14 protein-coding genes are annotated in these 13,645 nt (G+C 64.5%); 6 read left to right on the forward strand and 8 right to left on the reverse strand.

Annotation, left to right across the window (positions count from 1 at the left end):
• The first annotated feature begins 8 nt into the window (after nucleotides 1–8).
• The 4 genes from AC1D3B_RS02725 to AC1D3B_RS02740 all read left to right on the forward strand — a co-directional run bounded on the left by AC1D3B_RS02725 (nucleotide 9) and on the right by AC1D3B_RS02740 (nucleotide 3,912).
• Nucleotides 9–788: an SDR family NAD(P)-dependent oxidoreductase gene (locus AC1D3B_RS02725; protein WP_478189125.1), complete on the forward strand. Its 780-nt coding sequence runs from the start codon at nucleotides 9–11 to the stop codon at nucleotides 786–788.
• 48 nt (nucleotides 789–836) lie between these two features.
• Nucleotides 837–2,027, forward strand: a complete 1,191-nt coding sequence (locus AC1D3B_RS02730; protein WP_478189126.1) for a CaiB/BaiF CoA transferase family protein — start codon at nucleotides 837–839, stop codon at nucleotides 2,025–2,027.
• A 9-nt stretch (nucleotides 2,028–2,036) separates the two neighbouring features.
• Entirely contained in the window at nucleotides 2,037–2,813 is a 777-nt protein-coding gene (locus AC1D3B_RS02735) for an enoyl-CoA hydratase/isomerase family protein (RefSeq protein ID WP_478084389.1), read from the forward strand.
• 118 nt (nucleotides 2,814–2,931) lie between these two features.
• Nucleotides 2,932–3,912 carry a Bug family tripartite tricarboxylate transporter substrate binding protein gene (locus tag AC1D3B_RS02740; RefSeq protein ID WP_478189127.1) on the forward strand — a complete coding sequence of 327 codons (981 nt, stop codon included), beginning with the start codon at nucleotides 2,932–2,934 and terminating at the stop codon, nucleotides 3,910–3,912.
• Nucleotides 3,913–4,020: 108 nt separating this feature from the next.
• On the opposite strand, the gene AC1D3B_RS02745 is transcribed toward AC1D3B_RS02740, so the two are convergent.
• Nucleotides 4,021–4,917 (reverse strand): oxidoreductase, encoded by an 897-nt coding sequence (locus tag AC1D3B_RS02745; protein WP_478189128.1) that lies wholly within the window; start codon nucleotides 4,915–4,917, stop codon nucleotides 4,021–4,023.
• A gap of 88 nt (nucleotides 4,918–5,005) precedes the next feature.
• Here AC1D3B_RS02745 and AC1D3B_RS02750 point away from each other — a divergent pair, with 88 nt between their 5' ends.
• Both AC1D3B_RS02750 and AC1D3B_RS02755 read left to right on the forward strand, forming a co-directional pair.
• Nucleotides 5,006–5,884 (forward strand): MurR/RpiR family transcriptional regulator, encoded by an 879-nt coding sequence (locus tag AC1D3B_RS02750; protein ID WP_478189622.1) that lies wholly within the window; start codon nucleotides 5,006–5,008, stop codon nucleotides 5,882–5,884.
• Nucleotides 5,884–6,744, forward strand: a complete 861-nt coding sequence (locus AC1D3B_RS02755) for an EamA family transporter (RefSeq protein ID WP_478189129.1) — start codon at nucleotides 5,884–5,886, stop codon at nucleotides 6,742–6,744. Before AC1D3B_RS02750 ends, AC1D3B_RS02755 begins: the two co-directional genes overlap by 1 nt.
• A gap of 64 nt (nucleotides 6,745–6,808) precedes the next feature.
• On the opposite strand, the gene AC1D3B_RS02760 is transcribed toward AC1D3B_RS02755, so the two are convergent.
• The 7 genes from AC1D3B_RS02760 to AC1D3B_RS02790 form a co-directional block, all read right to left on the reverse strand.
• A complete protein-coding gene (locus tag AC1D3B_RS02760; RefSeq protein ID WP_478189130.1) occupies nucleotides 6,809–7,645 on the reverse strand; it encodes a LysR substrate-binding domain-containing protein in 837 nt (278 codons plus the stop codon).
• Nucleotides 7,646–7,706: 61 nt separating this feature from the next.
• Nucleotides 7,707–8,948: an MFS transporter gene (locus tag AC1D3B_RS02765; protein WP_478189131.1), complete on the reverse strand. Its 1,242-nt coding sequence runs from the start codon at nucleotides 8,946–8,948 to the stop codon at nucleotides 7,707–7,709.
• Between the two features lie 93 nt (nucleotides 8,949–9,041).
• A complete protein-coding gene (locus AC1D3B_RS02770; protein WP_478189132.1) occupies nucleotides 9,042–9,764 on the reverse strand; it encodes an ABC transporter ATP-binding protein in 723 nt (240 codons plus the stop codon).
• Nucleotides 9,745–10,509 (reverse strand): ABC transporter ATP-binding protein, encoded by a 765-nt coding sequence (locus AC1D3B_RS02775; RefSeq protein WP_478189133.1) that lies wholly within the window; start codon nucleotides 10,507–10,509, stop codon nucleotides 9,745–9,747. Before AC1D3B_RS02775 ends, AC1D3B_RS02770 begins: the two co-directional genes overlap by 20 nt.
• Nucleotides 10,506–11,519: a branched-chain amino acid ABC transporter permease gene (locus AC1D3B_RS02780; protein WP_478189134.1), complete on the reverse strand. Its 1,014-nt coding sequence runs from the start codon at nucleotides 11,517–11,519 to the stop codon at nucleotides 10,506–10,508. The genes AC1D3B_RS02775 and AC1D3B_RS02780 overlap by 4 nt, the downstream gene beginning before the upstream one ends.
• The gene (locus AC1D3B_RS02785) at nucleotides 11,516–12,385 is read right to left on the reverse strand and encodes a branched-chain amino acid ABC transporter permease (RefSeq protein ID WP_478189135.1); all 870 of its coding nucleotides are present in this window, start codon (nucleotides 12,383–12,385) and stop codon (nucleotides 11,516–11,518) included. Before AC1D3B_RS02785 ends, AC1D3B_RS02780 begins: the two co-directional genes overlap by 4 nt.
• A gap of 15 nt (nucleotides 12,386–12,400) precedes the next feature.
• Nucleotides 12,401–13,579, reverse strand: a complete 1,179-nt coding sequence (locus AC1D3B_RS02790) for an ABC transporter substrate-binding protein (RefSeq protein ID WP_478189136.1) — start codon at nucleotides 13,577–13,579, stop codon at nucleotides 12,401–12,403.
• Between the last annotated feature and the right edge of the window lie 66 nt (nucleotides 13,580–13,645).

Here is a 13,645-nt window from a genome sequence, read left to right on the forward strand (position 1 = left end):
GGGCCGACATGAACCAGACAAATTCAACCGCGCCTGCCTCGCTGCAGGGCCTCGTCGCCGTCGTGACCGGGGGGGCGAAAGGTATCGGCCTGGGCATCGCCCGCGAGCTTGCGCAGGCCGGCTGCCGTCTCGCGCTCTGGGACTTCGACAGCGAAGCCCTGCAAGCGGCCCAGCGGTCCCTTGCGGGTGAGGGGGTCGACGTGAAGACCTTCAAGGTTGACGTGAGCTCCGTGGAGCAGGTGGAGTCGACGGTGGCCCAACTGCTGGCGTCCCATGCACGCATCGACGTCCTGGTCAACAACGCCGGCATTGGCGGAGACAAGCTTGTTTCCAAGATGGACTTGGCCTTCTGGAGTCGCGTGATCGAGGTCAACCTCCATTCGCAATTCATTTGTTCCAAGGCGGTCTTGGCCCAGATGGCGGAAAACCGGTTCGGACGCATCATCAATATCGGTTCTCGTGCCTGGCTGGGCAATCGCGGCCAGGCGGCCTATTCCGCCTCCAAAGGCGCCGTAGTGAGCCTCACCCGCTCGCTGGCGCTGGAATATGCGCGCAAGGGCATCACCGTCAATGCCATTGCGCCGGGCATCGTCGAGACGCCGCTGTTTGAAACGCTCACCGAGGAGGTCAGGCAGGGTCTTCACAAGACCGTGCCCATGGAGCGTATCGGGCAGCCAGAAGACATCGGTCGTGCCGTTCGATTCTTCGCGGAGCCAGGCTCCAGCTACGTCACGGGGCAGCTGCTGTACGTTTGCGGCGGACGCAGTCTCAGCAGTCCGTCGGTGTAGTGAGCCGATGCGAATCCATGAAGAACATCCAACGAGATCGAAGGTCGCATGCTCGCTAGTGCACTGAGCGGCTTGAAGGTGATCGACTTCACCCAGGTCATGGCGGGTCCCACGTGCACACTGTGCATGGCCGACCTCGGGGCCGATGTCGTGAAGGTGGAAGCCCCCACAGGCGACCTTTCGCGAGCGCTCTCGCCCTGGGTTCATGGCGAGGGCGTTCCCTTCCTTGCGCTCAATCGCAACAAGCGCAGCATCGTGCTCGATCTCAAACAGCCGACCCACAGGCAAGCGGCGCTGCAGCTGGTCGCGCAGGCGGACGTGCTGGTGGAAAGCTTCCGACCGGGCGTGATGGAACGCCTGGGGCTTGATTACGCCACGGCAGCTGCGGCAAATCCCCGGCTGATCTATTGCTCCGTCTCCGCGTACGGTCAGCACGGGGCCGCAAGGGAACTGCCCGGGGTGGACGGCGTGCTGCAAGCCGTGAGCGGGCTCATGAGCGTCACTGGCGCGCCGGACGGCCAGCCGTGCAAGGTGCCGGTGCCCGTGGTCGATCTTGTCACGGGGTCGTTTGCGACCATCTCGATCCTGGCTGCCCTCGCGCAGCGTCAACGCACGGGGCTGGGCCAGCACGTGGAAGCGAGCATGTTCGCCAGCGCCATCGCGCTGCAGCATGTGAGTTTCGCGTCCTATTTCGCAGACGGCCATGTGCCCGGCCCGCAGGGAAACGCCGCGCCGTATTCGACGCCGAACGAGGCCTTGCGTTGCGCCGACGGGTGGATCATGGTGGCGGCCTATCACCCCGCGCGATGGCAGGCCTTGTGTGCCGCCATCGGTGCGCCTGAGCTCGCATCGGACCCGCGCTTTGCCGAGAACAAGGATCGGTTGCAGTACCGCGAGGCGCTGTTGCGCCTGCTCGAAGCACGCATGCTTGCGCATCCCCGTGCCTTCTGGCTCGAGCAGTTCGCGGCCGTGGACATCATCTGCGGGCCGATCAACAACTATGCCGAGGTCGCGCGGTCCGCGCCCTTCGTCGACGCGGCGCTCACAGAGACCTTGCAGCACCCGGTCGCAGGTGCGTTGACGCTGCCACGCAGCGTCATCGGTGCGGTTGGCGAGCGGCCCCAGGCGCGACGAGCGGCTCCCACACTCGGACAGCACACCCGCGAGGTGTTGGTCGAACTGGGCATGCCGCCGGAAAACATCGAGGCGGTCATCGCCGCCGACTCTCCTTCGAACTGAGACACACCCATGCCCATCGTCAAGACAGTCCAGGATGGCGTCGCCATCGTCACCCTGAATCGGCCCGAAGCCATGAATTCCATCGACCCGGAATCCAACGAGCAGTTGCTCGCGATCTGGGACGAGGTCTCCAGCGACGAGGGCATCCGCGTCCTCGTGCTGACGGGCGCGGGCGAGCGTGCGTTCTGCACAGGTGCAGATCTCAAGAAAACGATGCCGCCTGCCGACAGCGCAGCCCGGCAGGTCTTTCGCGCCGGTACCCGGCATTCCAATTTCGGCACGCTGCAGACCGACAAGCCTGTCATCGCCGCGATCAATGGCTATGCCCTTGGCGGTGGACTGGAACTGGCTTTGCTTGCGGACATCCGCATTTGTTCCGACAACGCGCAGTTCGGGTTGCCGGAAGTGCGCGTCGGAAGCATCCCAGGCGCCGGGGGCACGCAACGCCTGATTCGCGCGGTGGGCCAGTCGGACGCGATGTGGATGCTGCTGACGGGCGAACGCATCGATGCCAACGAAGCGTTGCGGATCGGACTGGTCAGCAAGGTGGTTCCCCTTCCCGCGCTGCAGGAAACCGCGATCAACCTGGCACGCGCAATGGCCGCCAATGCGCCATTGGCGATGACCGCAGCCAAGCGTCTGGCGATGACCGGACGGGAGCTGCCGCTTGCGGGTGGACTGGAACTGGAGCGCCAGGCCTTTGGCGTACTCAGGGACAGCGAGGATCGACTGGAGGGGCGCCGTGCGTTCGCCGACAAGCGCGCACCGGTCTTTCGCGGTCGCTGACTTTGCCTCGCACAGAGGCGCAAGCGTCGTGGGTCGCTGCGCGCTCGAATCCCCGATTGGCCTCGTGCCGACGCCGCAGCAAGCGACGTGACCTCGCTGAATTTTCCTGGAGCAGCTCTTGAACAAACCGAGTACCGCCTGGCTCTGCAGCCTCGCCCTCATCGCTGCCGTGTCCTTCGGCACGTCGGCCATCGCGCAGCCGGCCAGCCGCTCGCCCGCAAGGATTCTGGTGGGGTTCTCGCCTGGCGGGACACTCGATGTCGTCACCCGGGCGCTTGCGGATCAGCTGCATGAGCCGCTCCATCGCACGGTCGTGGTGGAGAACAAACCCGGCGCCGGCGGAAAGATCGCGGTTGATGCGCTGCGTGCCGCCCCGGCCGACGGAAGCGTGGCCATGCTGTGCCCTGACTTCCTGCAATCGATCTATCCGTTTGTCTTCAACAAGCTCAACTACGCTGCGCAGCGGGATATCCTGCCAGCGTCGACGGTGGTCGAGTTTCCGATGGCGCTGGCTGTACCCGCGTCCTCGCCCGTCAAGACCTTTGCCGAATATGCCCAATGGGTGCGCGCCCATCCCGAGCATGCCAATTTCGGCCATGCCGCATCGGGAGGCCCGACCCATTTCTTGGGATTGCAGATCGCCAAGGTCATCGGAACACCGCTGCAGGACGTGCCGTTTCAGGGTGCAGCCCCAATGATCGTGAACCTTGTCGGTGGCAATGTCGCAGCAGGAAGTTCGACGGTCGGAGACTTCGCACAGCACCACAACGCCGGCAAGCTTCGCGTGCTGGCAGTCACCTCTGCCCAACGCTCACCGCTCCTGCCTGACGTCCCGACGTTCGGCGAGCTCGGCCGAAAGGAGCTCACCGCGGTGGGCGTATTGGCCATATGCCTGCCTCCTGGGACGCCTGCCGTCGTCGTCTCCGAATGGAGCACTTCGATCCGAAAAGCCGTTGCATCCGAGCAGTTCGCGCGCAAGATCCGCACGCTCGGCTTTGTGGAGACGGGAAGCTCGCCGGCCGAGGCTCGAGCCAGGTTCGGCGAAATGCGCGACTTCTGGGAGCCGGTGGTCAAGGCTTCGGGATTCAAAGCGGATTAGGGCCGTGGCGGCCGGTGATCGCACACCGGCTGGACAGCAACTCGACTGAGACTGCGGCGGCGGCGGCGAGGGGGAAGAGGCGCGGCAGCGCGCTCATCGGCCGCAGGATCAGCCAGGGCCGTCGCTCGCGGCCGCGAGCAGTGGCACCAGGATATCGCTGATCGGCGTGGGAATGCCCAGAGCCCGGCCGCGACGCGCGACGACACCGTTGCGGATATCCCATTCGAGCGGCCGGCCGGCTTCGCGGTCCGTGAGGATGGAAGTGCCCATGTCTGGGGGAGATGACTGGAATCTGTCGAGAATCTCCTGCGGCACCTCATCGCCGAGTTCTGCGCCCTCGGCGCGGGCCACGGCCAGGCATTCCCGCAGATAGGCAAGGGCGAGCGCAGCGATATCGGACCGGCCGAACATGCCCGAGCGGCGGTGCGTGAGCACCATGAGCCCGGCCACCGCGTTCTGCAGCAGCTTGCGCCAGGCCAGCGCGTGGAAGTTCGCGGCCAGCTCGACGCGGCAGCGTGTGCCTTGCAGCGCCTCGGCCGCCACGCGGGCGTGCGAGGTGTCTGGCAGGCTCAGGCGCATGTCTGCGCGCAGGCGCACCGAGCCGTCGGCTTGGGCTTGCACAGGGAACCACACGACCGCGGGAACGACCTGCGCGGCCCGGGCATGCAGGGCGATCCGCTCCAACTGCTCGACGCCGTTCTGCAAAACGCACACGACCGTCTTCGGGCCACTCAACGCGGTGAGCCAGTCTGCCGCCGCCTCGATCTGTGTCGCCTTCACCGCCAGAAAGACCACCTCGACCGTCCCCCCGATTTGTGCGGGATCCACCCGCACCGGACCGGGCACGGTGATGAGGCGATCGCCATCCTGAAGCGTCAGGCAATCCCGAGGTGTGCGGCCGCACAGCACCGGCGTGCGACCGGCTTCGTGCAGTGCCGCCGCGACCGCGGTGCCGATGGCACCGGGACCCACGACGGCGATGGATGCAGCCCTTGTTGTATTCATGAACACAGACTCCTTCGGGTGTCTCTTCAGCGTCCCGTACACGCCATGCTTGCGCTCGTCACGAGCGCAATGTAATCTATTACCTAGTATGATAAAAGATGGTAACGGAGTTTCTGAAAACGCGCGCTTGTTGCAATGGATCGGAAGCATCCAGGCCCGAACTGGCGATCTCGCTGCCAGCGAGGCAAAGGTCGTCGAACTGCTGCTCTCCGATCCCTTGTTCGTTGGCGCGAGCACGACCGCGCAGGTAGCTGCCCGCGCCGGCGTTTCGCCGCCCAGCGTGATTCGTGCCGCGCGTGCGATCGGGTTCAGCGGTTTCACCGAACTGAAGATCGAGATCGCGCGTGCCCGCGGTACCACCGGGTTCTTCGCGCCGCCTGGCGCGCTCACCGCGGGTGCGACGACCGCAGCGGTGCTCGAGGCCTCGATCCGAGCAGGCACTGACGCACTGACCGCCCTCGGCGGAGCCCTAGAGCTGTCCGCGCTCGAGCGGGCGGTCAGCACCATGCAGCACGCGCGCCAGGTGATCGCATTCGGAGCCGGCCCCTCCGCGACGGTCGCCGCCGATGCGGTCTTCCGTCTGCGCGCGGTCGGCGTGACGACCATCGGCATTGCGGACCATCTGTCGGCAATGATCGCAACGCGGCTCCTGGGCCCCGGTGACGTCGTCATCGCTATCAGTTCGACGGGACGCACCTCGACGACGCTCGCCATCGCCGATGCGGCAGCTTCTGCCGGCGCCTCGCTCATCGCAATCACCAACCAGTACGGCACACCGCTGGCGACCCTCGCGAACATCGCGCTTGTCGTCGGCGGTGCGCCATTGACGGCCCAGATGGCCGCGGCCGGGAGTCGGCTGGCGCAGCTCGTGGTGATCGACGCGCTGGTCGCGGCTGTCGCGCTGCGCGACCCGCAGCGCAGCCGCCGCGCGGAACGGGCGGGCATCGACCTGCCCGATATCACCTGATGCTGCCCGGCACCGTCGCGATGGTCCTCGCCGCGGCGGTCGCCCATGCGGTATGGAACCTGGCCTCGAAGTACAAGCGCGGTGATGCCTTGCTGTTCGTCTGCGCCTACACCTACGCTTCGGCGCTGCTGTGTGTCCCGATCAGCCTCGCCTTCATGGCGGATGGGCAGCAGGTGCTCGGCTGGCAGCTCGCGGCGGGCGCCGCTGTCTCGGCCGTGTTGCACACCGCTTACTCTCTGACCTTGCAGGCCGGCTACGAACGCGCCGAACTGGGGGTGGTTTATCCGGTCGCCCGCGGCACCGGGCCGGTGCTGGCGATGCTGTTCGCGATCCTGCTTCTGGACGAACAGCTCACCGTGGCCGCGATGTTCGGCGCTTCGCTTGTCGTGGCGGGCATTCTCGTCGTCACCGGCAACCCGTTCAAAAGCGCAAGCCGCCGGCCGCTTCAGGGCTTGCTCTGGGGCGCCGCGACGGGGGCGACCATCGCCGCCTACACGGTCTGGGACGGCTATTCGGTCGTCGCGCTGCACCTGGCGCCTGTGAGCTACTACGCCGCCACGCTGCAGCTGCAGAGCCTGATCCTGACCCCCAGTTTGCTGCGCCGGCGCCATCGCGTTCGAGCGGCCATCCGTGCCGACGCCGTGCCGATCCTCATCGTGGCTGTGTTCTCCCCGCTCGCCTACATCCTCGTTCTCACCGCCATGCTGAAGGCGCCGGTGGCGCTTGTCGCGCCCCTGCGCGAATCGTCCATCGTCATCGGCTCACTCGTCGCGTGCAGACTGTTTGGCGAGGGTCATCTCGCGCGCCGCATGGCCGGCGCGGTGATCGTGCTGGCGGGGATCGCGGCAATCAGTCTTTGACGCCTTCTTTGAGCCAGCTTTGCACGCGGTAGCGGGGCTCATAGGTGATGGCCGATACCCGTTGCTACCGGACAGAACGGATCCAATCTCTGAAAAGCTTCACGGGAGCCTCTGCCGCTTTCAGCGGGTCGCAGACCAAGTAGTACCCGGACTCCGTTCTGGCAACGTGATCCACTGCGATGACGAGCCGCCCGCTGCGTAGGTCATCGTCCACGTAGGCGCGCTGGGCGATGGCAATCCCCAATCCATCAGCCGCCGCCTGGTAGCACAGCGCAGCATTCGCCAAGGTGATTCCATGCAGACGCGGGGAATCTACAAGTTCGGCCGAACTGAACCAGAGCGACCAGGCTTCCGGCCGCATCATCGAGTGCAGCAGGTTGGCTTGCAGCAGGTCTTGAGGTGTCTTCAAATGCGTGGCCAGGTGGGGTGCGCAGACAGGAAGAAATTCGTCGTCGAAGAGGTGGTCCAGCTCGACATCGGCCCACTCTCCCATGCCATGCCGGATCGCGCAGTCAGCGCCCTCGAGCCGGATGTCGTCGGCCATTGCAATGGTCGAAATCTCGAGGTCAATGTCGGGATGTTGCGCGTAGAAGCCGCGCAGGCGAGGCACCAACCATCGTATGGCAAGGCTCGGCGTCACTTTCAGGCGCAGCCGCTTGTCCAGCTGGATATCGAGCACGTCATTGAGCGCATCGTTCAGGCGATCGAAAGCATCCGAAACGCGGTGGGCCAGTCGTTTGCCCACCGCGGTGAGCTCGATCTCGCGGCCGGATTTCTGAAACAGTTGCGCTCCGAGCCCGACCTCCAGCTGCTTGACTTGCTGGCTGACTGCACCGGGCGTCACATGAAGCACCTGAGCGGCGCGCGTGATCCCTTTGGCGCGGCACACTGCATCGAACACGCGCAGCGGGCCCAGGAGCGCACGGAGACTGTGCATCGCGACCAGTGAAGGCGTAGCGAACTCAGCGCTCGCTCGAACCCGCCGCTGCGACCGTGCCGCTCGCGTGCTTGGCGGCCGGACGTTCCATGAGGCAGAGCATTGCGGCCGCAAGCAGCAGTCCCGCTGCCAGACAGAGCCACGAGACATAGCTGCCGGAAATGTCAAAGAGCCGTCCCGCGAGGAATGGCCCGATGCCGGCGCCAATGGCCACCGTGGCATAGACACCCCCGAAGAGGGTGCTGTAGAGGTTCAGCGGGAATTTCCGGCTCACCAGGTAGGCTGCGAGGTCGAACTCCGCGCCGACCGCGAAGCCAGTCATGAGCAACCCGGGAAGCACCAGCGCCGGTTGGCCCGTTGCCAGAAGCAGCATGCCGGTGGCAGACAGCATGAAGAGCGTCGCCGACAAGCGCGCGGCATCGAACATGTCCAGCAGAAAGCCGGTGACGATTCGTCCGACGATGACCGCCACGCCAAGGATGCTGGCGAGACCGGCGGCGCGGTTCGTGGAAAGCCCCAGGTCAGTGAGCATCGGAACGACGTGCACGATCGTGCCGAAGATGCCGACCGAGCACAACAGGAAGACAGCGGCAATGCGGAAAAAGCGCGGATCGACCAGCGCCTTCAGGTTACTTCCGGCTGGGGCACGGCGGCCCTTCTCTGCAGGGGCCGCATCCGCGCCCCGCAGGAAGTAGGCAATCAATGGCAAAAGTGCAAGAACGACCGCCGCGAGGCCCAGGTAGGTGGCTCGCCATCCGAAATGGGCGATGGCCGGCGTGACGATCAGCGGAATCAGGATGGCCCCGACGCCCGTTCCGGTGATGGCGATGCCCAGGGCCAGTCCGCGTTGCCGAGAGAACTTCCCCACGAGGATCCTTGTGAAGGACAAGGGCGAGGCCGCGCCACCGAGCAGTGTCAGGACAGTGACCAACGCCAGAAAACTGGCCAGCCCCTGTGTCCAAACGCCCAGAAGCAGGAACGAGGTCGACAGGCCCACCAGGGAGAGCAGGGTGACGCGTCGCGCGCCGTACCGGTCGATTACCTGTCCGATGAATGGCGCCGCGCATCCTAGCAGCACGCTGCTGATCAGCGAGCCCAGGGACGCGGTGCCTCTGGTCCATCCGTACTCGGCGGCGAGTGGCTTCAGGAACAGACCTGAACTGTAGAAGTACAGGGATGAGACACCGCTTGCCAGCCCGAGGAAGCAACCCAGGACATAGCGCCAATGCTGCCGCAGTTCTGAAGGTGAATGAGGAGAGGGCGTCATGTGCGGATCCTTATGACGAAGTGAAAGTGAACAGAGGAACGACGGTCGTCACCCACGCGGCGAGGTCACGTAGCACAAACGAAGAGTTCGTCTTCAGCACTTCTGGATGCCGATGGTGCGGTTCAGCAATGCCTCTTCGCCGCTCAGCACCGCCGCAGACCCGGAGTAGGCGGCCAGGCCCCGTTCCAGCACGATCACGTTGTTGGAAAACTCGAGAACGACATCCACGTGCTGCTCCACGATGATGCAGCCCACGCCGAGCTGATCACTCATCCGGACGATGGCATCCATCAACTCCTCACGCACCATCGGCGCCAGGCCTTCCAGCGGTTCGTCGAGCAGCAGGATGCGCGGCTGACCGACGAGTGCTCGTGCCACGGACAGCATTTGCTGCTCGCCGCCCGACAGCTGTGTGCCTCCGTTGCGTCGGCGCTCCTTGAGCCGTGGAAACAGCGCATAGATCGGTGGCAGGGCGACGCTGGCCGAGCGTCCCTGCAGTCCCGACAGCAGGTTCTCCTCCACCGTCAGTGAGGGGAAGATGTCGCGGCTTTGCGGCACGTATCCGAGGCCGGCGCGCGAGCGTGCGTAGGTGCTCGCGTTGCTGACGTCGTCGCCGCCGAAGTGAATGCGCCCCTTCATCAGGTCGGTCAGGCCCATGGCTGTCGCGAGCGTCGTGGTCTTGCCGGCGCCGTTGCGTCCGATCAGACCGAGGCGCTCGCCTTCGCGTACGCTGAAGCTGAGATGCTCGAGGACTGGCAGGCCGCCATAGCCTGCGGTGACGTCGTCGAACCGGAGTTCAATGGTGGGCTTGGGCATGACCGTCTCGTCCGAAGTAGATTTGCTTGACCTGCTCGTTGGCAGCGACTTCCTGCGGCGTCCCCTCGACCATCACCGCACCGGCGACCAGGACGATGATGTGCGACGCGAACCGGAACACCAGGTCCATGTCGTGCTCGATCAACAGGACGGACAGATCCTTCGGCAAGCTTCCGATGGCTTCCATAATCCGGCCGCCCTCACCCTGTGGCACGCCTGCGCCCGGCTCATCGAGGAGCAGCACCTGGGGCCTCATCGCGAGTGCCAGGGCGATCTCCGCAAGCCGCTGCTCGCCCAGTGCCAGTTGTCCCACCACCCGGTTCGCATAGGGGTGCAGCCCCAGCATGCCGAGTGTCTCTTCGACATCTTCCTGCACGCGTGCGGAACGCGTCGGCGAGGGCCACCACTGCATGGAAGCCCGGTGCCGCTGCAACACGGCGACCTTGACGTTGTCCGCCACGGTGAGTTCCTTGAACAGGCGGCTGATCTGGAACGTGCGAACGATGCCATTGCGCACGCGTGCGTACTGCGGCAGCTGGACGATCGAGCGGCCGTCCAGCTGAATGTCACCCGACTGCGGGCGCATCGCCCCGCTCAGAAGGTTGACCAAAGTCGTCTTGCCAGCGCCGTTCGGCCCGATCAATGCCGTGCGGGCTCCCTGGGGGAGGGACAGCGTGACGTTCTGCGTAACCGCCAGGCCGCCAAAGGAGTGACACAGGTTATGGGTTTGGAGTCGGTGGTTCATCGTGCCACCCCGCTGCGGCCAGGCCGTTTGGTGTACATCACAGCGCGGTCCACAAGGCCGATCAAGCCTTCAGGCAGGACGATGAGTACGACGATCAGCATCGACCCGATGAAGAACAACCAGTGATAGGGGTTCAAGGTCGATGCGATGTGATGGATGGTCATGTACGCGACGGTGCCGAGCACGGCGCCGGACAGACGGCGTGTTCCACCCAGAACGATCATGACCACGACGCCCGCCGACGTCGCGAAATCCAGCATGAAGAGATTGGCGACTTTGCTGGTCTGTGCTGTCAATGCGCCAGCCAGCCCCGCCACGATGCCGCCGACGGTGTAGACGGCCAGCAAGTGCAAGTAGACGCGACCCCCCAGCGCCTGAACTCGTCCGGGATCCTGCCGGATCGCCCTGGCCGTCAGGCCGAACGGCGACTCCACCAGGTTCCTCAGCAGGAAGTACACGAGCACAAGTGCGCCCAAGGCATAGAAGTAGCCCGTGTGGCCCAGGAAGTTGAATTCCCAGATGCCCAGCAGGGGACCGATGTTGAAACCGGCAAGTCCATCGTCGCCTCCCGTGAGCCATCTCGCCCAATTGGCCAGTTCAAGCAGCAGCTGGGCGACCGCGATGGTCAGCATGACCAACGTCAGTTTGGTCGACCGCAGCATCACGGCGCCGCTCAGTAGCGCGATCACGCCGCCGCCCAGGCCGCCCAGCAGCAAGCCCACAATCGGATCTGCCGTCAGATACAGCGCCGTCCAGCCCGCGACGTAGGCGCCGCTGCCGTACAACGCGGCCTGGCCCAAGGTCGCAATGCCCGCCTGTCCCAGCACGAGACTCAGCGAAAGCGCGAAGATGGACATGGTCGCCATGTTGGTGAGCAAACCGAGGTCTTGCGGGAACAGCACGAAGGCCAGCAGTCCCACCAGCATCAGCACTAGCTCTCCGCGCAGCTGCATCCACGGGCGGGCGCGAGACGGTGCGGTCACCGTCATGGGCGCACTGACTGCGTTCATGCGTGTCTCCCGAACAACCCTTGCGGTCGAACCAGCAAGACGATGATCATCGTCAGGAAAAACGCAGCCGATGCGAGCTGCGGAACCATGTATTTCATCGAAGTCTCCACAATGCCGAGCAGCAACGCTGCAAAGAATGAGCCAAACAGATTTCCGTTGCCTCCCACGGCGACGACGGCCAGGAGGATCACCAAGTATTTGGAGGCGTAGGTCGGCTCCATGGGCAGCAATTCCGCGCCAGCTATGCCTCCCAGTGCTGCGAGCGCTGCACCCATCACAAAAGTGGCGGCATAGATCTTCGTTGTATCGATGCCGATGGCCCGTGCGATGGGCGCGTTGTCGACTGCAGCGCGTACCCGGATGCCGAAGGACGATTTGTCCACCGCCAGCCAAAGAACGCAGACGACAACGAGCCCACAGGCCACAACGATGAGCCGATGCCGAGGGATGGTCCGAAAGCCCAGATCGACCGTGCCGTTGGACAGCTCCGGCAGCGCCACCGATGTCACCGTCGAACCGAATAGCAGATTCACCGCGGCTGTTGCCACGAACATCAGTCCGATCGTCACCAGCATCTGATCGAGATCGTCACGTCGATAGAAGCGCCGAAGCAGGATGCGCTCGAACAACAGCGCAACCAGTCCGACCAAGACGATGGCCAGCACGAAGCCCAGCCAGATCGGCACGCCCAGGCGCTGCGGGATCGTGGCTGCGAAGAAGCCACCGAGCATCGCGAAGGCGCCATGGGCCAGATTCACCACCCGCATCAGGCCCATCGTCATCGACAGGCCCACTGTGATCATGAACAGGATCATCGCGTACGCAATCCCGTCGATCAGAATGCTGCTAAGAAGCGCGAGAGACATGCTGCAGACTCTGCGTTACTTCGATGCGCTCTGCGTGCGGCCGTAATCGGGCTGCATCTCGAACGTCCGGAATTCCCGATTGACGTAGCGTCCAGACGGGTCCTTTTCGACCACGCGCATGTAGACGTTCTGCACGAACTCGCGGGAAACCGGGTCGATCTTCACCGGGCCTCGCGGACTTTCCCAAGAGTGACCCTTGGCGCTGGCAAGCGCCTTGGCGCCGTCCCGCTTCCCCTCCGTTGCCTTGACCATGTGATAGATCACATGCAGACCGTCATACGCGTTCGCAAGCTGAACGGTCGGGATGGCCTTGGGAGCAACCTCGCCGAGGGCCTTGATGACGGCGTTGTTCAGCGCAGAGTTGTGCGTTGCCGAATAGAACATGCCCGTCTCGATGCCGAGAAGATCCGGGCCGATCGCTCGAAGCTGGTCCTCATCGGTCTCGGCAGTGCCGAGAAAGCGCACGCCGGCCGCCTTCAATCCAGCCTCGTTGTATGCCTTGACCATCGCGTAGGTCGCAGGACCGCCCGGGGCGAAGACGTAGAGGGCATCGGGCTTGAGCGCCTTCACGCGCTGCATCAGAGGACCAAAGTCGGTTGTCTTCAGCGGAGCACGGATGGCCTCGAGCAGCTTGCCTCCGCCGCCGACGAACGCCGTGGTGAAGCCCTTCTCGGCGTCCAGGCCGGGACCAAAGTCGCTGACCAGCGTGACAACATTCCTGACGTTCTTCTCGAGCGCGTACTTGGCCACAGGCACAGCCATCTGCGGCAAGGTGTACGAAGTGCGCAGCAGGAAGTCCGACTTGTCCAGAAGCGAGGACGTCGACGCGTTGAAGATCACGACCGGTACCTTGGCCTCCTGGGCGAGCGCAGCGACGGCCAAGGTGTCAGGAGTGAAATAGAGGCCGGCGATGTACTGGGCGCCTTCCTTGACGATCAGTTCCTGTGCCAGTGCCTTGGCTTGCGCGGGGTTGATCTCCGGAAGGTCGCGATAGATCACTTCGATAGTGTGTTTGCCCACGGTCGTGCCATTGAGCTTCTGGTATGCCTTGGTCGCACCCTCCCAGGTTTGCCCCACGGCTGAAAACGGCCCGGACATCGGGGCGATGACGCCAACTTTGATGACGTCGGCGCGGACCTGAAAGGCAATCGTCGCGAGTGAAACCGCCAAGGCGGCAACGAATTTGATGGTCATTCTTTTCTCCAAGTAGTGGGGCATGTCTGGCGCCGTGAGCACCAGGGGGTCGAACGAGGCGGCGGA

Source organism: Variovorax sp. P5_A3 (assembly GCF_056400665.1).